We start from the raw sequence: 20,086 nt of genomic DNA on the forward strand, positions 1-20,086 counted from the left end.
ATTTGTGATGTTCGCGGCCGTGTTCGGAGGGGAACGGGCGGGGCCCGCGTTTTCCTGTGAGATCCCGGTGAATTCGCGCTCCCGTTGAACGCACCGGTGCCCCCTTCCGTATGGGGCGTGGGAGCTCCATGCCCGACCGGCGCACACATCACACAGGGGACGACCTTGGCACGCAACAGCCGCAGACGCCCGACCGCCGCACGACGCGCGACCCTCGCAGCGGTCGCCCTGATGCTGGGCGGAGGCGGGCTCGTCGCGGCGAACGTCTACGCCTCGGCGACCGAGAACTGGGGTGGGGGATCCGGCCCGAACGAAACCGGACACGTCCTGTCGGCCGACGGCATGGCGACGATCGACTGCCCCGACGTCGGCAGCCGGCTGACCGCCGTACCGGAGGCGGCCCGCCCGGACGTGGACCGCGAACTCGCCCTGCTCGACCGGCAGACGGCCGACGCCTACCGGCAGCTCCAGCAGGCGGGGCAGTCCACCGGTCAGGACTCCGGCTCGGTCGACGACACGATCATGAACCCGCTGAAGGAGCAGCGGGCGGCAGCGATCGGCCGGATCGCCGACGCCGTCGGCCGGCTGGGGGAGCGCCCGCAGGGCCTGGACGCGCTGGCCGCCTGCACGCTGCGTCCCGGCGACGGCGCGAGCGGCGGACCCCAGGCCACCGCCTCCCCGACCCAGGGTGCCCAGCCGGGCGGCGCCGGGCAGGGCGGCAACGGACCCGTCGCGTCCGACTACGCGGACATCACCTCCGTACAGCCCGACGTGTCGAATCCGCCCCAGCAGGCCGACGCCTCGCGGGGCACCTTCACCTCCGACTGCGGGGTCAACGCGGGCGGCCTGTTCAACTCGGACAACGTCATCGTCGCTCCCGGCGTGTCCAACGGCGCCCACCACTTCCACGACTACGTCGGCAATCAGGGCAACAACGCCTTCGCGAGCGACGACGACCTCGCGAAGGCCGGCACCAGCTGTGCCGACCAGGGCGACAAGTCCTCGTACTACTGGCCGGTGCTGCGCCTGCAGAACGGCACGCAGGAGCGGGACGCCGGATCCCCGGGCGGCGGCACGGAGGGCAACGCGGGCCGGATCGTCACGCCCAAGCAGGTCACGCTGACGTTCTCCGGCAACCCGCTCGGCAAGGTCACCGCCATGCCGCGTCTGCTGCGCATCATCACCGGCGACGCCAAGGCCTTCGTCAACGGGCCCGGCAACGCCAACGCTTCCTGGAGCTGCACCGGTTACGAGGACCGGCAGCTGAAGGACAAGTACCCGCTGTGCCCGGCGGGCAGTGACGTGGTGCGCAGCTTCAAGTTCCAGAGCTGCTGGGACGGCCGCAACATCGACAGCGCCAACCACCGCACCCACGTGGCCTTCACCGCACCCGACGGCTCCTGCCCGGCCGGTTTCCGCCCCATCCCGCAGCTGGAGGAGCGGATCGTCTACGACGTCAAGGCGCCGAGCCTCGCGGACGGCGGCCGTACGGTGCCGCTCTTCGCCGTCGACTCCTTCCCCGAGCAGCTGCACAAACCCGTCACCGACCACGGCGACTTCATCAACGTCTTCGACGAGGACCTGATGCGCCAGATGGTCGACTGCATCAACTCCGGCCGCACCTGCGGCCCCGGCGGGGACGGCTCCGGTGCGACGGCGTCGCCCACGCCGGGTTCCGGCTCCGGTACGACGGCCGCCCCGGGCGACGGCGCGACGCAGCAGCCCGGCGACACGGCCACCTCGGCGCCGGCCCCCTCCGCTTCCCGGCCCGGCGGGGAACCGAGGACCGACGCGACGACCACTGCGGACCGTACGGCCACTCCGGAGCACACGGCCACGGCGGACCGCACGACCGCGCCCGCCCGCACGGCCTCTCCCGGCCACGCCGCCGATCAGGGCCGCGCCGCGAGCCACAGGGCCACGGAGCCGGCACGGCCCAGGCCCACCTCCGCACCCGCACGGCCCACCTCCGCACCCACCCGGCCCGCGTCCGGATCCACCCAGTCCGCACCCGCACCCGCGTCCTCGTCCGTGACTTCGTCCTCGTCCCCGTCCGCGCGGGCCACTGCCCCCGGACACCTCCCGCCCCCGTCCGCACAGCCCCAGCCGCAGGGCACGCAGGGCGCCCTCGCGGAGACCGGCACGCACCTGTGGCCCGCGGCTCTCGGCATCCTGCTCGCCCTGTCGGGCCTGATCATGCTGCTGCGGGCCCGGCGCCTGCGCTACTGACGACCACAGCTCACGCCGAACGACTGTCTCGGGCGGCCCACTTCCCACAGTGGGCCGCCCCGCGCCGTCCACAGGGCGTTCGGGCCGAACCTCTCGGCATGGTCACCGTCAACACGGCCGGCCGTAGCTGACCGGGCCGGTCCACGGCCGCGGACCGGGGGCTGCCCGGCGGGTCGCCTCAGCCCAGCACGAGGGTGCGTTTGGCCAGTTCGTACGCGGGCCGCATGGCGTCGTGCTCCTCGGTGTCCATGCCTCCCAGGTGCAGGACGACCGGGCCGTGGGGCGTACCGACCGCTAGCGCCGTCTCCTTCTTGGTCTCGTCCAGCAGTTCGCTGGTGCAGAGGTACTCCACCTCCACGCCGGCGACACCGCCGCCGGTTCTGACGGAGTGGTACTTCTCCTTGCTGACGTTCTCCTCGGCGGCGACGAACTGCCGCAGTACGCTGCCCGGGTCGGCCTTTCCCGGCTTGCCGGTCCACACCCGCAGGAAGCCGATGAGGCCCGCCGGCTTGGCGTCGATCTCGCAGGCCGCGGTGACCGGCCCCTGACGCAGCAAGGCGTCGGCGAGCGCCCCCCTCAGGTCGTCGTCCGAACCCTGTGAAACCTTCGGTGTCTTGGCCGGTTCCGCCTCCGCGGCGATCGACTTCGCCTTCCAGTGCCTGGCGACGTCGAAACGGACGGGCAGTTCGCACTCCGAACCGGCCGCGCCGACCGAACCCCCGCTCGCCGCTGCCCCCTCGGCCCCCTTGCCCGGTGCGCTCGGAGACGCGCCAAAGGCGCCCTTGCCGTCGCCGTCCGCAGCCCCCGCGCACCCGCCGAGCAGGACCGCGAGCGTCACCGCCACGACCGCTCTTGCCCCGACGGATCCCACCCTGATCTGCACGTCCCGCTCGCCTCCTGCTTCAGGGGCGAAACTGTAACCGAGGGCACCGACAGCGCCGAACGCTGTGCCGCGCGGGACCGTCACGGCCGGCTGACCCGGTCAGCCGGCCCCGCAGGGGCCACGAGCGCCCTGCCGTAGACCGTGGAGCCGAGCCGGACCGTCATGCCGAGGCTCTGGTACAGCGAGAGCGCGCCCGTGCCCGAGTGCGTCCACAGTGTGCAGGCGGGTCTGCCGAGGCGGTGGAAGGTGCGGAACGACTCGCGCAGCAGGACGCGCGCGATGCCCCGGTCGCGGTGGTCGCGCCGGACGGCGACCCGGTCGACGTACCCCTCGTCGTGGCCCGGGACGTCCAGCGCCAGTACGGCCCCGACCACCTGGTCGCCGGCGAAGGCCAGCGGCGACGCGGCCGGCAGGAACGTGGTGCGTTCGACGGTGCACCGCGCCCACTCCGGGTAGCTCTTGCGCCGCGGCTGCCACTCGTCGAACGCGTCCTCGGTGAGCTGGTACACGGCCCGCTCGTCGCCGTGCCGGAACGGGCGCACGGTGATGCCCCCCGGCGGGTCGGGCACCTCGGGTTCGCCCGGCAGCGCGATCTCCAGCAGCCACTCGGTGACCAGCCGGGAGTATCCGCGGGCCCGCAGCAAGGCGCTCGCGGCGCCATCGGCGTCGGGGACCGTCTGCGCGAGCCGGTCGCTGCCCGTGTGCCGCGCCCGCGTCTCGGCCCAGCCGAGCAGCGCACCGCCGAGGCCCCGCCCCTGGTGACCGGGGTGCACGTGCACCCGGGCCCTGCGCCCCTTCACCCAGCCGTAGCCGGCCGGCCCGCCGGCGGCGTCGTGCACCAGCAGGGTGTCGTACTGGGGCCGCAGACCCGGCAGGGCGAGCTCGGCGGCGATCCGGTCGGCGCCGGTCGTGGTGCGGCCGTGCAGCGCGCCCTCGTACGCGGCGACCAGGCCGTGGATCGTGTCCGCATCGGCACGGGTCGCCGCCCGGCACCCGTACCCGGCCGGCAGCCTCTCGGGGCGAAGAGCGGACTCGAGTCCACGCGCGCTGGTCACGGCAGCCCCTCCCGTCGTTCCGTGCACAGCGGTCTACCCCGCCGCGGCGCCCGCCACGCCCGCCGTTTGCGGAGCGCCGCGCGGGCACGGCAGGGTGCGGGGTGTGCCTACCTTGCTGATCGTCCATCACACCCCGTCGCCCAACTGCCAGGCGCTGTTCGAGGCCGTGGTCTCCGGCGCCACGACACCGGAGATCGAGGGCGTGCGCGTCGTCCGCCGGGCGGCCCTGTCCGCGACGGCCTCCGACGTCCTGGAAGCCGACGGCTACCTGCTCGGCACACCGGCGAACCTCGGCTACATGTCCGGCGCGCTCAAGCACTTCTTCGACCAGATCTACTACCCCTGCCTGGACGAGACCCGTGGCCGGCCGTTCGGCTACTACGTCCACGGCGGCAACGACGTCACCGGCGCCGTCCGCGCCATCGAGACCGTCACCACCGGCCTGGGCTGGCGCCGCGCCACCGACGCGGTGACTGTCACCGGCGAACCCGGCAAGGCCGACACGGAGGCGTGCTGGGAGCTCGGTGCCACGGTCGCGGCCGGGCTGATGCCCGGCGCCTGAGCGCCGGACGAGCGCGGCGGCCCGACCGGCAGCAATCACCCGGCCTGCGGTGACTTCGGCCGCCCCCCCGCTCCCCCGGCCGTCACCGAAGCGCAGTCGCGCACCATGCTCATGCCCACCCGCTAGGAGGCGGGGGAGGCCGCGTTGCGTCGGGTCCCCGCGAGGTGGGTGTCGATGTACCGGGTGAGGACCAAGGCGTCTGCGGGCTCGTCGGCCTGGAAGGTGACGCGGCGCAGCAGTTGGACCCCGTCGAGTGCGACGCCTTCGCGGGCGAGGACGAAGACCAGGGCGAGGAAAGCGCACCGGGCGTTGCCGTCGTGGAAGGGATGGAAGAAGCAGACGTCGAGATAGGCGCGCGCGGCGCGGGCGGTGAGGGGGAGGGGGCGCCTGGGGTCCCGGGTGCTCTCGGCCAGGCAGGCATCGAGTCGGGCCCGGGTGTCCGGGCCGATGCCGTACCGTTCCCGGCCTTGCTTGGCGAAGGCCGGCAGGTCGCGGAACGGCGGCGGCTGCGGTGTACCGAGAACGTGCTGCTGCCAGCCGCGCAGCAACTCGAAGTCGAGGGAGGCGCCGCGTGCCGCGTCGGCCCGCAGCAGCTCCAGGGCGGCGAGCAGACCCTGCGCGCGGGCGGGGTCCAGGGCACCGTCGAAGGCGCGGACGTCCTCCGCCGCGCCGTCGCGCGACGGGGTCACCGGTCCGTCCCCGCCGCCGTCGGGAGCCTCCTGCCACGGCACGGTCCGGCGTACGGCGAGCCAACGCTGGAGGTGGTCCGGCGCCGGTCCGGTGACGGGACGTACGCCGTCGTCCGGCCGCAGCGACAGCGCGAGCCGCTCCGCGACGTCCTCCACCAGCACCGGATCGGGGCCGATCCAGCTCTCGAACCGTCCGCCGATGGCCTCGTCGACCAACTCCCTCGCCAGGTCGGGTGCGACGCCCCAGTGGCTGAGGAACCAGCTGAGCACCTGACGACAGTGTCCGTGCCAGCCGCTGCCGCAACCGGTGCGGTCGGTCACCTGCAGGATCAGGTTCCGGGCGGCGCGGTCCCACAGGATCCGCTGGTCCTCGACGTCGGTCAGGTCCAACGGGTAGGCCTCGAACCACCGGGCAAGACTCTCCAGCCACTCGCGCCACTCGCACAACGCCGCGACGACACGTGCGAGCGTCTCCGCCGGGGTGGTGATCGAGTCGCGCGGGCAGCACCAGTTCCCGACCGGTCCCCCGTCGAAGTCCCCTTCGTCGTGCGCCCAGCGCCAGCCCACGGTCCAGCGGCCGTAGTGCTCCACGAGGGCGTGCGACATGGCGTCGGCCCAGGGCCGGCCCTCCTCCCAGCTCCAGGCGCTCATCGCCGGGTCGACGACGGTGACGTCGGGGCGGCCAGGCACCCTCCGGGCGGGACCGAGCGACCGCACCACCTGCGGCGCCGCCGCGCTGTCGAAGGGATGACGGGCAGGGTCCACATCGGCCCAGGCGAGAAAACGGGGGGCCAGCTCGACAATCACCGCGCAAGCCTGCCATGTCCACCTGACTGCCGTTCAAGTGAATTTCCGCAGGACCGGAGGGTGGCCTGCAGCGTGACCGACTTCCGTCCCGGGTCTGCCTGCCGCAGCCACGCGATCTCGAGGACCACGGCCGGGGCGGTTCGGACCACGCCGTCCCCGCGGAGGCTGGAGCGCCCGACGTCGCCTGGTGGCAAGAATGGCGCTGCTGTGGCGAGGCAGTATCGTGGAAGGGCTTTTCGGCGCCCGGCCCCGTCGGCCGTGTGCGGGTGCCGGCGCTCCGCAGCCGCCGACCCGTGGCCGTCTCGGGGCCCGTCGACGAGCGCAGCCCTTCGACCACCCCATGGCAGAGCGTCCACCGACGCCGCGCAGGGGCAGGAGGTCTCCACCGTGGACATGAAGCTGGAAGTCGCCGTGATCCCGGTCGCCGACGTCGACCGGTCCAGGAATTTCTACGGGGCGCTGGGCTGGCGGCTGGATGCCGACTTCGTCGCCGATGACGGCCTTCGCGTGGTGCAACTGACCCCGCCGGGCTCCGCCTGCTCGGTGATCTTCGGGAGCGGGGTCAGCTCGGCCGCGCCGGGATCCGTGGAGGGCCTGCATCTCGTGGTCCCGGACATCGAGGCGGCACGCGCGGAGCTGGTCCGGAACGGGGTCGAGGTGAGTGAGGTGTTCCACGACGCCGGAGGGGTGTTCCACCACTCGGGAACCCGGGACCGGGTGCCCGGTCCGGATCCCGAGCGGCGCAGCTACACGTCGTTCGCGTCGTTCACGGACCCGGACGGCAACAGCTGGACCCTGCAGGAAGTCACGGAACGCCTGCCGGGGCGGTGACGCCGTCCCCTCTCGTGTCAGTCGTCCGGGCAGATGACGAAGAGGGGGAAGGCGTGTCGTCCGGGCCGGTCGCCGATCTCCTCGAGCGCGGCGCGGATCTCGTGCAGGTGGCCCGTGGTCATCTGCAGCGCAGGCTCGTCGGGCTGGTAGGTGGTGCGGACCGGGTAGTCCACGCCCGGTTCATCGGTCATCTCGATGTGACAGCCCAGAACGTGCGTGACCGGTCGGCGAGCGCAGAAGTCGATCAGGCGGTCGATGGTCCGGGCGAAGGCGGGCCGGTCCTGGATGTACAGCCGGCCGGGGTACACCGTGTCGCCGGTGAGCAGGAACCCGGTCCACGGGTCGTAGAACGTGACCGCCGCCTCGTGGTGCCCGGGGGTGGCCAGGCACTCGAGCACCCGGCCTCCCAGGTCGACCCGTGCCACGGTCGTGGGGTCCTCGTCGAATCCCAAATGGCCCCAGGCAGTGGTGAGATCCGCGCCGACCACCGTGGTGTCGGGGCGGTCGGCGAACTGACCGTCGCCCGCGATGTGGTCGTGGTGGGGATGGGTGTGCAGCACCAGCAGCCGGTACCCCTTCCGGGGATGGCGGGCCAGCCAGCCGTCGACGAGCTCGTCGACCACACGGCGCAAGGGGAAGAACTCGGCGGACGCGGTGGCACCGGTGTCGATCAGAACCGCCTGGGAGTTTCCGAACAGCAGAAACAGGAACGGCGCCTCGTAGTCGATCGCCATGTTCTGGCGCAGGATGACCGTGTGCTCGTCGTACGGGTGGACCTGGATGTCCGGGTCCGTGTTGTGCTTGGCCGACGGTGAGCCGTGGATCCAGCGGACGTCCAGCTCGCGACGTCGGGGAGCCCCGTCGGTGAAGTCGACGAAGGATGTGCCTGCGCCCATGACGCCTCCTCGAGTGCGTCGTCTTGACAGGCCGGGTACGGCGCACGTCTCGTCCGGGGCAGGCACCTGTGAGCCTCCACGGCGACGCTACCACGACGCCGATCGGCGGCTTGGGCGAGAAAAGGGCAGGACACGGGCCCAGCCTCCGCTCCCGGTGTCCGGTACGGCCGGCCGCGCCGTCAGGGTTTGCGGGCCACTCCGACGTACACCGGTTGCTCCCGCGGGACGCGCATCGCTGCCTCGGGGTGCCAGCGCGTGACCGGTACGACGCCCGGCTCGCACAGCTCCATGCCGGCGAAGAACCGGGTCACCTCGGCGTGCGAGCGGGCCCGGACCTGGGTGCCGCCGGAGCGGTAGACGGCCGCGATCCGCTCCCACACATCCGGGTCGAACTCGGCGCTGACGTGGGAGACCGTCAGAAAGCTCCCGGACGGCAGCGGTTCCAGCAGGGTCCGCACGATGCCGTAGGGGTCGTGCTCGTCGGTCACGAACGGCAGCAGCGCGATCAGCGACAGGCCGACCGGCCGCCCGAGGTCCAGATGCTCGTGGGCGTACTCCACGATCCGCTCCGGCTCGCGGACATCGGCGTGCAGATAGGTGGTACGGCCCTCGCGCGTGCCCTGGAGCAGCGCTTCGGCGTGCCGCAGCACGATCGGGTCGTTGTCGGCGTACACCACCCGCGCGCCCGGGGTGACCGCCTGCACGACCTGGTGCAGATTGGGCTCGGTGGGTATGCCCGTGCCCACGTCCAGGAACTGGCCGACGCCCTGGCGGGCGACGAAGCGGGCGGCCCGGTGCATGAACTCGCGGTTGGCCCAGGCGGTGTCCTTGACGCCGGGGAAGAGCTCGAGCACCGTGCGCGCGGCCTCGGCGTCGACGGCGTAGTGGTCCTTGCCGTCCAGGAACCAGTCGTACATCCGTGCGGAGTGCGGCTTGCCGGTGTCGATCCGCTCCGGGCTGAATCCGGTGTCTGTCACGTCGGCTCTCCGTGAAGGTGGGGGGTGAAGGTGATGCGCGGGTGGTCGTCAGCGGCAGCGGGAGGCCGCCGCGCTGTCGTGGCGGTGCCAGACCGACTCCACCACCCGGCCGTCGGGCAGGGTGTGGTGCGGTGGCCCCTCGTCCGGTACGAAGCCGGCCCGGGCCAGGGCCCGCCGGCTCGCGCTGTTCCCGGGTTCGGCGCCCGCACGGATTGTGGTCAGCCCGGTATGGGTGTGCGCGAGTGCGGCGCCCGCCCGGAACAGCTCCGCACCCAGACCCTGGCCGCGGCAGGCCGGTGCCAGCCAGCCGCCCATCTCGCCCGTGCGGTGCTCCAGTTCGAGGGCGCCGGCGTAGCCGAGGTCGGATCTGCGCACACAGACCAGGAGCAGGGGGTCGTCCGGGCCGGGCACATACGGCCGCGCCAGCTTCCGGGGCACCCGGCGGCCGTCGTCACCGGCCGGCCGCCAGGCCAGCAGGGCCCTGCGGGTGCCGGGATCGGGCAGGACCTGGTCCGCCTGGGTGCCGAGCCAGCGCTGTGCCTCCGCGTCGGCGCAGGCGGCGAGTGCCGCCGCCACGTCCAGCCGGGTCCGGGGCGTGAACAGCAACAGCCGCTCGGTGGCCAGGACATGCCGGCCGGTCCCGGGCCCGCACCGCCCGGGCACGGGCAGCCCTGACGCGGCGGCCCGCCTCCGGCGGATCACCGACCAGCCCATGCACACCCCCGGCGCTACGACCCACGCGGCGACCGGAACCCGTACGGACCCCGGGCCCCCGCGGGGTGCGGACCACCCGCACCGGCGGCGAATGTACCGGGGTTCGCGGGCGGGTGGGGCGAGCCGGACGGCGGGGTCCGCGCGGGACGCCGCGGTGTTCGGCCGGGAATCGTCGCGGGGCCGGGGCGTTCCGGTGGCGGTGCAGGTGCGGGGACGGCTCACACCGGCCCCGCCCCCAGCCCGCTCAGGGTGTTGCCCTGGCCTGTGCCGCGTGGGGGTCAGCCGGTGTGTTCCTGGGAGCCGGGCTTGGGGCGGGTGCGGGTCCAGGACGGGTCGGTGGAGGGGACGGGGACAGAGACCGGACAGTGCATGGCGATCCTTGGGACTGGTGGGGGACGGTCCGCGGCTGGCGTGTCCGTTCGGCGGAACGTGGGGGTCAGTCGGGGCCGGAGGGCAGCTCCGCCCACACGACCCGGGCGGGGCGGCCGGGCACGGGCATCACGCCCCAGTCGCGGCTCAGCGCGTCGACCAGGAACAGCCCGCGCCCGTGCTGGTCCTCGGGCCCGGGGCGGCGGGCCGCAGGCAGCGCGGGACCGCCTTCCTGGTCCTCGACCTCGATCCGTATCCGGCCCGCCGTACCATGCAGCCGGCAGGCGATCCGTTCACCCGTCGTGTGGACGAGGGCGTTCGTGACGAGCTCCGAGGCCACCAGGACCGCGTCGTCCCGGGTCCCGTCCGGCACTCCCCAGGCGGTCAGCAGGTCCCACGTGACACGGCGGGCCGTGCCGACGGCCGCGGGCCGGGCCGGCAGATCGAACGCGGCGGCGGAGTGGGACGGCGGGGCCCCGGAGGCGAGCCGGTCGGAGCCGAGCGGCCCAGGGAGTCGACCGAGGCGCTCGCCTCCGGGTGGTCTCAGGACACCGGCCGGGACCGGCGGCCGGTGCGGACGCGGCACCGCGTCCCCTGCGGGGTGCGGGCGGTCCCCGGCGTACTCCGGTGCCCGGTCGGGGGCGTCCGCGGTGTCCGCCTGCCGGCGTGCTGCTTCCGTGATGGCCGCCTGGCGGTCCCGTCGTGTCGTGCCGTCCGCGATCCGGGAGGACTGGTCCACGCCGTCGCGTGTCCGGCGTGGCCCGTCCACACCGTTCGAAGTCCGCTGCGGCCGGTTCGGGGTGTCCGGGGCCGGGTGCGGACACCCCGCGCCGTCCGTGGTCCGCTGTGATCGGTCCGCGTGGGCAGTGGGCCCGTGCGGGCGCTGCACGGAGTCAGGGGTCCGGTCCGGAACATCCGTGGGCCCCTGCGAGCGGGGGTCCACGGGCAGGCGCGACGGGCCGGAGGTCGGAGGCGGCCGGCCGGGGCTCCAGTGCTCGGGGGGATGGTGGAGCGGCTGGGGGAGGGAGGGCGGAGCCATCGCCGTGTGCCTTTCGTCCAACCTCGTGTGGGGGGTGTCGGTGCCGGGCGGGCCGCTTGCGCAGCAGACGACACACTGCCTCCCAGGAGGCCGTACTGCGGCCCGGTCTCCCCCAACCCGGCCGCGCCGCCTGCTCCTTGGGTCGGCCGGAGCAGTGAGTCCACTGTGGCACCCGCCAACAACGCTCCGCAACCAGCAAGTTGAAATTTGCAAGTGGCGAAGTGCATGCTGCTCCGGCCAGAACGTGATCGAATGGGGCCGGGACGGCGATCGTGTCCCCGTGACCCGGTGAGGGGGTGTGGCGCGTGACCGCGGAGACCGACTGGGGCGGCGCCCCCTCCGTCCTGCGCATGATCCTCGGCCGGCAACTGGAGGAGCTGCGGACCCGGGCCGGCCTCAGCTACGCGGACGCGGGGGCCGCCATCGGGGTCAGCCACTCCACGATCCGCCGCATGGAGGCCGCCAAGGTGGCCCGGCTGCGGCTCGCGGACGCCGAGAAGCTGCTCCAGGTCTACGGCGTCACGGACCGGGACGAGATCGACACGTTCCTGCAGTCCGTGCGCGAGGCCAACAAGCGCGGCTGGTGGCACACCTACCGCGATGTGATGCCCGACTGGTTCGCCGCCTATCTCAGCCTGGAACAGGCCGCGTTGCAGATCCGCGCCTACGAGAACCAGTTCGTGCACGGGCTGTTGCAGACCGAGGACTACGCGCGCGCCCTGATCGGCGCGGAGAACCCGCACGGCTGCGCGCAGGCCACCGAACGCCGGGTCGCACTGCGGCTGCGCCGCCAGGAACTGCTGGCCCGCGAGGCGCCGCCACGGGTGTGGGTGGTGATGGACGAGACGGTGCTGCGCTGGCCGGTCGGCGGGCCGGAGGTGATGCGGGCGCAGATCGACCACCTCGTCGAGGTCAACCGGCTGCCCCATGTGACCCTGCAGCTCATGCCGTTCGCCAACGGCCCGCACCCGGCGATGCGGGCGGGCGCCTACCACCTCTTCCGGTTCCGCGCCCGCGAACTGCCCGACATCGTCTACCTCAGCGGCCTGGTCGGGGCCGTCTACCTCGACAAGGCCGACGACGTCGTGGTGTACCGGGAGGCACTGGACCGACTGGGCGCCCAGGCCGCGCCCGCCAGGAGGACCGAGGACCTGCTCGGCGCGATTCGCAAGGAGCTGTGACCCGCCTCTTCGTACGCAAGCCCCCCACCCCGAGCCGAATGGGAGACACGGCGTTGCCCGACAACGGATGGCCGGCTGACCGGATCGACACGGAGAACGCCCACTCCGCCCGCATCTACGACTACATCCTCGGCGGCAAGGACTACTACCCCGCCGACCAGGAGGCCGGTGACGCCATGTCCCGGGAGTGGCCGGCGCTCCCGGTCCACATGCGCGCCAACCGCGACTGGATGAACCGCGCGGTGCGCTGGCTCGCCGAGGAGGCGGGCATGCGCCAGTTCCTGGACATCGGGACCGGCATCCCGACCTCGCCCAACCTGCACGAGATCGCCCAGGCCGTGGCCCCCGAGTCCCGGGTCGTCTACGTCGACAACGACCCGATCGTCCTCACCCTCTCCCAGGGCCTGCTGGCCAGCGCCCCCGAGGGCCGTACCTCGTACATCGAGGCCGACTTCCGCGACCCGGCGGCCATCCTGGACGCCGCGGAGCTGCGCGGGACGCTGGACCTGGACCGGCCGGTCGCGCTCACGGTCATCGCCATCGTCCACTTCATGCTGGACGAGGACGACGCGGTCGGTGTCGTACGGCGGCTGCTGGAGCCGTTGCCCTCCGGCAGCTTTCTGGCGATGACCATCGGCACCGCCGATTTCGCGCCCGAGGAGGTGGGCCGGGTCGCCCGCGAGTACGCCGCCCGCAACATGCCGATGCGGCTGCGCACCCGCGACGAGGCCCACGCGTTCTTCGAGGGCCTGGAGCTGGTCGAGCCGGGCATCGTCCAAGTGCACAGGTGGCACCCCGACGGCACCGGTGAGAAGAACATCCGCGACGAGGACATCGCGATGTACGGCGCGGTCGCCCGTAAACCCTGACGGCCCCGCGCCCCCGCAGACCAGGGGCCGGGGTCCGACCCACCTCCCGGACCCCGGCCCCGCCCCTCTCCGACGGCGGGACGGGCGGCCCCCTTGCCGCTAGCGTGGGCCCGTGTACGCCACCCGAGTCTCCCGGCGCGTGCAGGCGCCTCCGCACACCGTCTACCGGGCCCTGACCGACCCCGAGGCGATCGCGGCCTGGCGCGTTCCGGCCGGCATGACCGCCCGTGTCCACACCTTCGACGCCCGCGAAGGCGGCGCCTTCCGGGTGTCGCTCAGCTACGACGACGCGTCCGCGGCCGGCAAGTCCGGCGGGCACACGGACACGTACCACGGCCATTTCGCCAGGCTCGTGCCCGACGCGCTGGTGGTGGAGGTGTTCCAATTCGAAACCGGCGACGACGCCCTGCGCGGTCGCATGACCCTGACGACCACGCTCGCCGCGGCCGACGGCGGCACGGACGTCGAGATCCTGCACGAGGGCATCCCCGACCACATCCCCCGCGCGGACAACGAACGAGGCACCCGGATGGCCCTCGACAACCTCGCCCGGCTCGTCGAGGGACCGCGCACCGGCCGGTCACCCCAGGCGGAATGACCGAAAGGGCGCGGAGACCTGACCGGAATTCGGCCCAACCATTTGGCAGCCTCATGTTCCGGCAACGGAGTGGGAAAAAGCCGAGAGGAAAGCGGAACCGGCGCGAAGGAAATAAGGTCTTAACGTCCGTCGACGGCCGGGATCAGCCCGGTCGTACTGAAACCGGGGGAATGAGACGTATGTCCGTTCGTAGCCGCACGACCCTGCTCGCTTCCACGGCCCTCGCCGGCGGCCTCGTGCTGGCCGCGGTGACGCCCGCCCTCGCGGGCTCCACCGCGAGCCACACCACTCGTGCCGCCGCCGTGTCTTCCGCCCAGGGCGACCCGCGCAACGTCACCCAGCACGTGGCCGACTTCTACGGCGCCTACATCGACGCCGTCTGGTCCACCGACGACAAGTCCGCGGGCGACGCCGCCAAGGCGCTGCGGGCCTTCTACCTCTCTGCCGCCGCCCAGAAGAAGGTCGGCGCCTTCGAGAAGAAGGAGCACGCGGACGGCGTTCTCTTCGCGCAGAACGTGCCGGTGAAGTGGAAGGTCGCCTACACCGGTTCCGGCGCCGGCCACGCCACCAGCCGGGTCACCCTCTTCTGGGGCGAGGGACCGCACGCCGAGGTGAGCCGGATCGACGTCCAGTCCGACCTGAAGACGCTGAAGATCACCGACCTCAAGTCGGTCCGCTGACCGGGGGCGTGCGGTCCCGCCCCACCCCACTCGGGGCGGGGCTCACGCCTGCCGTGACGGGCGGCCGTGCCCGGGGCGATGCTGCTCAGCCGTGCCGGACACGGTCCGTGCCGGCGAGCCGGCCGTGGTGGTGGTGCCGGTCGACGGGCGTGCGGTGCAGCGCGATGAGCGCGGCGTCGTCGTCCAGCCGGCCCCCGGCATGGATGAGCAGATCGCGCCGCACATGGTGCATCAGCGCCTCGGGCGTGTCGTCCGTCCAGCGCGCGGCCCGCTCGGTGAGCGGGTAGAACCGGCCGCCGGTGTCCCTGGCCTCCACCACCCCGTCGGTGTAGAGGAGCAGGGTGTCGCCGGGCTCGAAGGAGAACACGTCCAGCGTGTGCTCGGCGGGCGCGTGCACCCCGAGCGGTGGTGAGGGGTGCAGGCTCGGGACGGAGACGGCGTGGCCGGGGCTCAGCAGCAGCGGCGGCGGATGACCGCAACTGGTCATCCGGGTGATCGGGTCCCGGTCCGGGATCTCCACCAGCAGCGCGGTGGCGAACCGTTCGCCCGCCTCCTCGGGCGGCTCCAGGTCCGCGGCGTGCCGGGCGATGCTCTGCTCCAGGACGGCCGCCAGCTCGGCGAGCGGGATGTGCCGGTGCGCGCTCTCCCGGAAGGCCCCGAGCAGCACGGCGGCCTCGCCGATGGCGGCCAGGCCCTTCCCGCGGACATCACCGATCAGGACGCGTACCCCGCCGTCGCACGGGGTCGCCGCGTACAGATCCCCGCCGATCTGGGCCTCGTCCTCGGCGGCCATGTACAGCGAGGCGATCCGCAGCGGGCCGATCTGCTCGGGCAGCGGCCACATCAGGACGTGCTGGGCGGCCTCGGCGACCGTGCGGACCTGGGCGAGCTGTGCCTGCCGGCGCTCCCGCAGGGCGCTGTAGAGCACCACCAGCACCGACAGCACGGCGAGGGTGATGATCTGCACGATGTGGTTCGTGGTGCCGATCCCGCCGTGGGCGACCCCGATGAGGATCTGGGCGGCCAGGGCGAGCGCTCCGATGGCCGCCGTGGCCCGGGGACCGGCGATGGACGGCGTCAGCGCGGGCGCGATCACCAGGGCCGGACCGAGGTGCACATTGGTGGGGGTCTGCAGGTCCACCACCGTGATCACCACGATCAGCAGGATGGGAAGCAGCAGCAGAGCGTGCGTCGACTGCCAGGGCTGCCGCGGACCCCCCTTGAGCCAGGGCCTCATTCCTACAGCGTGCTCCCGGGCCGGTCACACCGCACGTCCGTGCCGCCGCGGACCTGCGACGGGGCATCCGGTGCGGGCGGGGCACAGCCCTCGGAGCGGCGTCGCCCCGTCCCCGGTGAGGCCCCGCCGCCCCTCGCCCGGGCACCGTCCGCGCAGGGCCGAGCCGCAGCGAACCGCCGGGCCGTGCGCGGTGTCGGTGCGATCGCGCCGGGTACCCGTAGGGCCCCCGGGTCCGGACCGGCCGACCTGGGGATCCGGGCCCTGAACGGAGGTGCCATGACGCACAACGGGGAGGATCCCGCGTCCCTGCGGCGACCGGAGGTCACCGAGCTGCGCCTCGCCATGGGCGGCCCCGACCAGCCCGCGGCGCTCGCACCGGCACAGCGCGACCTGCCGCAGGACCGCAGCCAGGCGATCCTGGAGGCCGCCAAGGAGATCGGCGCCCTGCTCAAACGCGCCGGCCACCCCTTCGCACTCGCCGGGAGTGTGGCCGTGTACGCCCACGGCGGCAGCCGCTACCTCCAGCACGACGCCGACTTCTGCGTGCTGCCCGACGACGCCGAAGCGGTGGCCGCCACGCTGCGCGAGGCCGGCCTGCCCGTCCACACCCCGCCCGAGGACTGGCTGCTCAAGACGACCTGCCGCGGGCAGAACGTCGACATCATCTTCTCCCTCGCGCACCAGCCCGTGAGCAAGGACATGCTGGCCCGCGCCCATGTCCTGCCGGTCGACTCGGTGCTGATGCCGGTCCTCTGCCCGACCGACCTGATCCGCAGCCTGATCAGTGCCTTCTCGGAGCACTACTGCGACTTCGGGGCCGTCCTGCCGGTGGCCCGTGCCGTCCGCGAGAAGGTCGACTGGGACGAGGTCCGGGCGGCCTGCGGCGACCAGCCCATGCCGGCCGCGTTCCTCTTCCTCCTCGAACGGCTGAACGTGATCGACCCCCAGGAGGGGCAGTCATGACCGACACGAGCCCGTCGCCCACCCAGGCGGCCGGCAACCTGGACTACCGCGTCGCCCACCTCTCCGAGCACCTGGCCACCGGTGAGCTCGGCGAACTCGGCGTACGGCTGGAGCTGCGCGGCGACGCCGTCCTGCTGACCGGCACCGTGCCGTCCACCCAGTGCCGGGACGAGATCCTGCGCAGGGCCCGCGAGGAACTGACGGGGCATCCCGTCCACTGCGACATCCTCGTCGCCGGGACCTCCTCGCCCGAACACGGAGAGGACCTCACATGATCCGCGTCGCCGCCGTCGGGGACATCCACATGGGCCCCGAGAGCCAGGGCACGCTGCGCCCCTCCTTCGAGACGCTGCCCCGGTGCGCCGACGTCCTGCTGCTCGCCGGAGACCTCACCCGGCACGGCACGCCGGAGGAGGCCGCGGTCGTCGCACGGGAGATCAAGGACCTCGGGGTGCCGGTCGTCGCCGTCCTGGGCAACCACGACCACCACGACGAGCGGCCCGAGGAGGTCGCGGCGATCCTCCGGGACGCCGGCGCCCACGTCCTGGAGGGACAGGCCGCCGTCGTCAGCGCGGGCGACACACGGATCGGGGTCGCCGGGACCAAGGGGTTCGGCGGCGGATTCGTCGGACGGTGCGCCGGCGAGTTCGGCGAGCCGCTCATGAAGGAGTTCGTGCGCTACAGCCGCCGCTGTGCCGACGGCCTGCACAGCGCCCTGAAGGACCTCGCCGACTGGAACTGCGACGTCCGGATCGCCCTGACGCACTTCTCACCCGTGCCGGACACGCTGGCCGGGGAGCCGCCGGAGATCTATCCGTTCCTCGGCAGCTATCTGCTCGCGGAGGCCATCGACACCGCCGGTGCCGACCTCGCCGTGCACGGCCACGCCCACGCCGGCAGCGAGCACGGCATGACCAGCGGCGGTGTCCGCGTGCGAAACGTGGCCCAGCCGGTCATCGGGCAGGCCTTCCACGTGTACCGCCTGCCGGCGGCACGCGACGCGCAGACACAGACACAGGCGCAGAGGGAGGCGCAGACGCAGGCGTGAGGACGGTCCCGTTGATCACGCGCGGTGTTGGGGCCGGTCCGGTTGATCAGGCGCCGGTGTGGGGCCGGTCCGGCCCGACCGGTGCAGGTGTGACGACGGGGCGGCCGCTCAGGCGGCCGTACCCAGCGCCTCCCGGCCGGTCACGTCGCCGTCCCTCGCGGTCAGGGTCACCGGCAGCACGCCGCCGCGCCGCCGCACGAGCAGGCCCGCGCCGATCGACCCGGCGATCAGCAGACCACCGGCGACCAGGGCGCCGCGCGCACCGGCCCACTCCATGAGCAGGCCCAGCAGCGGCGGCCCGCCGAGGCCCCACACGGTGCCGATGCTGCTCCACACGCCGAGCACCCGGCCGCGCACATGGGCCGGCGGATCGGTCTGCAGCACGGCCGTACCCGCGGTGTCGGAGACGGACTCCACCACGGCCATCGGCAGCACCAGCACCATCAGCACGGCCAGCGACGGCGAGAGCCCTGCGACGACCTGGAGGAGGGCACCCACCGCCGCGAGCAGTCCCACGGTCCGCACCGAGGGGTTGCGCAGCCGGGCGCCGAGGACGGCGCCCAGGATGCCGCCGATCGCGAGCACCGTGGAGACGGTGCCGAACGAGCCGGCGCCGCCCGCGAGCGGCCCGGTGACGAGGACGGCCAGGGTGAGGCCGTAGTTTCGGCCGAAGACCGAGCTGATCCCGGTGATCCCGGCGAGAGCCATGAGCCGGGGCCGGCGCAGGAAGTACCGCAGGCCCTCCCGCACGCTCATCTCCGGGGCCGCCGGGGCGGCCGACGCCTCGGGCGCGGGCTCGGCGACGGCTCCGTGGACGGGGCGCAGGAAGGGCACGACCGCGGCCACGAACAGGAACGACAGCCCGTTGGCGGTGTACGCGGCGGCCGTGCCGAGGAAACCGACGGTCACACCGGCGAGCGCGGTGCCGGCCAGCCGGCCCGCGCTGTGCACGAGGGCGCCCACCCCGATCGCCGAGGGCACGTCCTCCCGGGGCACGAGATCGTTGCCGAGCAGCGCGCAGGCCGGCCCGTCGACGGTGGCGATGATGCCGGTCACGGCGGCCAGCGCCAGCAGGACGGGCATGTCGATCCGGTCCAGCGCCACCAGCAGAGCCGTGGTGAACGCGACCAGGCCGAGCAGGGCCTGGCTCACCGCGACCGTCAGCTTCCGCGGCCAGCGGTCCACGGCCGCGCCGCCCAGCAGACTCACGAAGAGTGCCGGCGCCGCCTGTACGGATATCGACAGGCCGGTCGCCGCCGCGGAACCGGTGATGTGCAGCACGAGCAGGTTCTGCACGGTGAGCTGCATCCAGGTGCCGGCGTTCGAGACGAAGTTCGCCGCGGACCACCAGCGCATGCCGCGGTGTCGCAGGGACCGCCACGGCGAACGCGAGGCGGGCGCGGAAGGGGGCACGGACGTGGGCAGGGCAGAGGCAGAGGACACAGTGGGGGTACTCGACAACCAGGAGGGAAGCGGACCGGCGGAACCCGTCGGGCCGGCTGCGCTGCGCGGCCGGGCCACTCCCGGTCAGGGCACCGCCATGGTGGCAGACGGGAGGCCACAGCGGTCGGCGCGGCACTCGAGGGCCGGGCGACGAGAGGACCAACGGCCGCTTGCCGCACGCCACTTGACCAGCGCGTGGGGTTCCTCACAGGCCCCGGGGTCCGCTGGGCGGAATACCCGGCCACGTGGTCCGCGCCACACCCTGCCGCCCGGTGGAAGGGGACCCGTGGGCACGGCAGAAACCGGCACCGGAGCGGTGAGCCGGGTTCCTGCCGATGAGCCTCAGTACACCCGCGTCAGCAGGTCCAGCACCTCCCGCTCCTGAGGCAGCCGCGGCGCGTTCTTCGTCACCGCGTCCGCGACCGCGCCCGCCGCGACCGCCGGCAGCAGATCACGGCCGGCCCCGAGCTCGCGCAGGGGCCGCTTGAGCGGCCGGGGTGGACATCGACATGTCGATCCACAGCGCGCCCTCGGGCAGCGCACCGGCGGCCCCGCCGCGCAGCAGCACGTCCTCGACGGTGCGCGGCTCGGGCAGCATGGCATCGGCATCGGTGAACGGGCCTGCATCATCGGCCTGCCAGTACTGTGCGAGGCCCGCGCGTGCACCGCGTCCGGGCTGATCGACCGCTGGAGCGAGGTGTTCCCGGCATGGGGTGCCGTACCTACGGGGGCCGGCGCGTCCCGGTGCGCGGCGGTGGTCCCGGCGGCGCTCGGGGCCACCGCCCTGGCCGTGCTGTGGACGGTGCTGACCTTCCTCACCCAGGTCATGGGCAGGACGATCACCGGCGAGCGCCTGCCTGCCGACTTCCCCACCCGAGTGGGCGGCCTGCAGGCCCTGTCCGTCTACGTCTGCCACACGCCCCTGCTCCTGTTGGGGCCCGCTGCCGGCCGTCCTCACGGTCGCCTACGCTCGCCGCCGACGACAGCGCCCCGCCGTCGGCGGCCCTGACAGTGGC

The 20,086-nt window shown here is 73.4% G+C and carries 20 protein-coding genes and 1 riboswitch; of the genes, 11 read left to right on the top strand and 9 right to left on the bottom strand.

Annotation, left to right across the window (positions count from 1 at the left end; all coding sequences use genetic code 11):
* The first annotated feature begins 231 nt into the window (after window positions 1-231).
* On the top strand, window positions 232-2,229 hold the full coding sequence (locus tag ABZ919_RS20940) for a DUF1996 domain-containing protein (RefSeq protein ID WP_361250160.1): 1,998 nt from the start codon (window positions 232-234) through the stop codon (window positions 2,227-2,229).
* A 178-nt stretch (window positions 2,230-2,407) separates the two neighbouring features.
* Here ABZ919_RS20940 and ABZ919_RS20945 read toward each other — a convergent pair whose 3' ends face one another.
* Together ABZ919_RS20945 and ABZ919_RS20950 are read right to left on the bottom strand one after the other, a co-directional pair.
* Complete coding sequence (locus ABZ919_RS20945; RefSeq protein WP_361249796.1) at window positions 2,408-3,112, bottom strand: lipoprotein; 705 nt, start codon at window positions 3,110-3,112, stop codon at window positions 2,408-2,410.
* An 80-nt stretch (window positions 3,113-3,192) separates the two neighbouring features.
* Complete coding sequence (locus tag ABZ919_RS20950) at window positions 3,193-4,167, bottom strand: GNAT family N-acetyltransferase (RefSeq protein WP_361249799.1); 975 nt, start codon at window positions 4,165-4,167, stop codon at window positions 3,193-3,195.
* A 103-nt stretch (window positions 4,168-4,270) separates the two neighbouring features.
* Between ABZ919_RS20950 and ABZ919_RS20955 the strand changes: the two genes are divergently transcribed.
* Window positions 4,271-4,729, top strand: a complete 459-nt coding sequence (locus ABZ919_RS20955; protein WP_361249802.1) for an NAD(P)H-dependent oxidoreductase — start codon at window positions 4,271-4,273, stop codon at window positions 4,727-4,729.
* Between the two features lie 122 nt (window positions 4,730-4,851).
* Here ABZ919_RS20955 and ABZ919_RS20960 read toward each other — a convergent pair whose 3' ends face one another.
* Complete coding sequence (locus ABZ919_RS20960; RefSeq protein WP_361249805.1) at window positions 4,852-6,225, bottom strand: Fic family protein; 1,374 nt, start codon at window positions 6,223-6,225, stop codon at window positions 4,852-4,854.
* A 387-nt stretch (window positions 6,226-6,612) separates the two neighbouring features.
* On the opposite strand from ABZ919_RS20960, the gene ABZ919_RS20965 reads away from it, so the two are divergent.
* Window positions 6,613-7,056, top strand: a complete 444-nt coding sequence (locus ABZ919_RS20965) for a VOC family protein (RefSeq protein WP_361249808.1) — start codon at window positions 6,613-6,615, stop codon at window positions 7,054-7,056.
* Between the two features lie 17 nt (window positions 7,057-7,073).
* On the opposite strand, the gene ABZ919_RS20970 is transcribed toward ABZ919_RS20965, so the two are convergent.
* The 4 genes from ABZ919_RS20970 to ABZ919_RS20985 all read right to left on the bottom strand — a co-directional run bounded on the left by ABZ919_RS20970 (window position 7,074) and on the right by ABZ919_RS20985 (window position 10,751).
* Window positions 7,074-7,952, bottom strand: coding sequence for an MBL fold metallo-hydrolase (locus tag ABZ919_RS20970; RefSeq protein ID WP_361249811.1), 879 nt, complete (start codon window positions 7,950-7,952; stop codon window positions 7,074-7,076).
* Window positions 7,953-7,964: 12 nt separating this feature from the next.
* Window positions 7,965-8,032, bottom strand: a riboswitch (guanidine-III (ykkC-III) riboswitch).
* 99 nt (window positions 8,033-8,131) lie between these two features.
* Window positions 8,132-8,929 (bottom strand): SAM-dependent methyltransferase, encoded by a 798-nt coding sequence (locus ABZ919_RS20975; RefSeq protein WP_361249813.1) that lies wholly within the window; start codon window positions 8,927-8,929, stop codon window positions 8,132-8,134.
* Window positions 8,930-8,977: 48 nt separating this feature from the next.
* Window positions 8,978-9,643 (bottom strand): GNAT family protein, encoded by a 666-nt coding sequence (locus ABZ919_RS20980; protein ID WP_361249815.1) that lies wholly within the window; start codon window positions 9,641-9,643, stop codon window positions 8,978-8,980.
* Between the two features lie 436 nt (window positions 9,644-10,079).
* On the bottom strand, window positions 10,080-10,751 hold the full coding sequence (locus ABZ919_RS20985) for an ATP-binding protein (RefSeq protein ID WP_361249818.1): 672 nt from the start codon (window positions 10,749-10,751) through the stop codon (window positions 10,080-10,082).
* Window positions 10,752-11,356: 605 nt separating this feature from the next.
* Here ABZ919_RS20985 and ABZ919_RS20990 point away from each other — a divergent pair.
* The 4 genes from ABZ919_RS20990 (at window position 11,357) to ABZ919_RS21005 (ending at window position 14,379) form a co-directional block, all read left to right on the top strand.
* Entirely contained in the window at window positions 11,357-12,232 is an 876-nt protein-coding gene (locus ABZ919_RS20990; RefSeq protein WP_361249821.1) for a helix-turn-helix transcriptional regulator, read from the top strand.
* A gap of 53 nt (window positions 12,233-12,285) precedes the next feature.
* Complete coding sequence (locus tag ABZ919_RS20995; protein ID WP_361249823.1) at window positions 12,286-13,101, top strand: SAM-dependent methyltransferase; 816 nt, start codon at window positions 12,286-12,288, stop codon at window positions 13,099-13,101.
* 112 nt (window positions 13,102-13,213) lie between these two features.
* Window positions 13,214-13,699 carry an SRPBCC family protein gene (locus ABZ919_RS21000; RefSeq protein ID WP_361249826.1) on the top strand — a complete coding sequence of 162 codons (486 nt, stop codon included), beginning with the start codon at window positions 13,214-13,216 and terminating at the stop codon, window positions 13,697-13,699.
* Between the two features lie 179 nt (window positions 13,700-13,878).
* On the top strand, window positions 13,879-14,379 hold the full coding sequence (locus ABZ919_RS21005; RefSeq protein ID WP_361249829.1) for a hypothetical protein: 501 nt from the start codon (window positions 13,879-13,881) through the stop codon (window positions 14,377-14,379).
* An 85-nt stretch (window positions 14,380-14,464) separates the two neighbouring features.
* Here the strand turns inward: ABZ919_RS21005 and ABZ919_RS21010 are convergent, their stop codons facing one another.
* Complete coding sequence (locus ABZ919_RS21010; RefSeq protein WP_361249832.1) at window positions 14,465-15,616, bottom strand: PP2C family protein-serine/threonine phosphatase; 1,152 nt, start codon at window positions 15,614-15,616, stop codon at window positions 14,465-14,467.
* A 276-nt stretch (window positions 15,617-15,892) separates the two neighbouring features.
* Between ABZ919_RS21010 and ABZ919_RS21015 the strand changes: the two genes are divergently transcribed.
* The 3 genes from ABZ919_RS21015 to ABZ919_RS21025 are packed head-to-tail and all read left to right on the top strand — an operon-like array spanning window position 15,893 to window position 17,627.
* Entirely contained in the window at window positions 15,893-16,579 is a 687-nt protein-coding gene (locus ABZ919_RS21015) for a hypothetical protein (RefSeq protein WP_361249834.1), read from the top strand.
* Window positions 16,576-16,854: a BON domain-containing protein gene (locus tag ABZ919_RS21020; protein ID WP_361249837.1), complete on the top strand. Its 279-nt coding sequence runs from the start codon at window positions 16,576-16,578 to the stop codon at window positions 16,852-16,854. Before ABZ919_RS21015 ends, ABZ919_RS21020 begins: the two co-directional genes overlap by 4 nt.
* Window positions 16,851-17,627 (top strand): metallophosphoesterase, encoded by a 777-nt coding sequence (locus ABZ919_RS21025; protein ID WP_361249838.1) that lies wholly within the window; start codon window positions 16,851-16,853, stop codon window positions 17,625-17,627. The genes ABZ919_RS21020 and ABZ919_RS21025 overlap by 4 nt, the downstream gene beginning before the upstream one ends.
* Window positions 17,628-17,735: 108 nt before the next feature.
* Here ABZ919_RS21025 and ABZ919_RS21030 read toward each other — a convergent pair whose 3' ends face one another.
* A complete protein-coding gene (locus tag ABZ919_RS21030; RefSeq protein WP_361249841.1) occupies window positions 17,736-19,040 on the bottom strand; it encodes an MFS transporter in 1,305 nt (434 codons plus the stop codon).
* A gap of 514 nt (window positions 19,041-19,554) precedes the next feature.
* Here ABZ919_RS21030 and ABZ919_RS21035 point away from each other — a divergent pair.
* Window positions 19,555-20,079 (top strand): hypothetical protein, encoded by a 525-nt coding sequence (locus ABZ919_RS21035; RefSeq protein WP_361249844.1) that lies wholly within the window; start codon window positions 19,555-19,557, stop codon window positions 20,077-20,079.
* The last annotated feature ends 7 nt before the right edge of the window (window positions 20,080-20,086 follow it).

Origin of the sequence: Streptomyces sp. NPDC046759 (genome assembly GCF_040645475.1) — a bacterium.
Classification (GTDB): Bacteria; Actinomycetota; Actinomycetes; order Streptomycetales; family Streptomycetaceae; genus Streptomyces.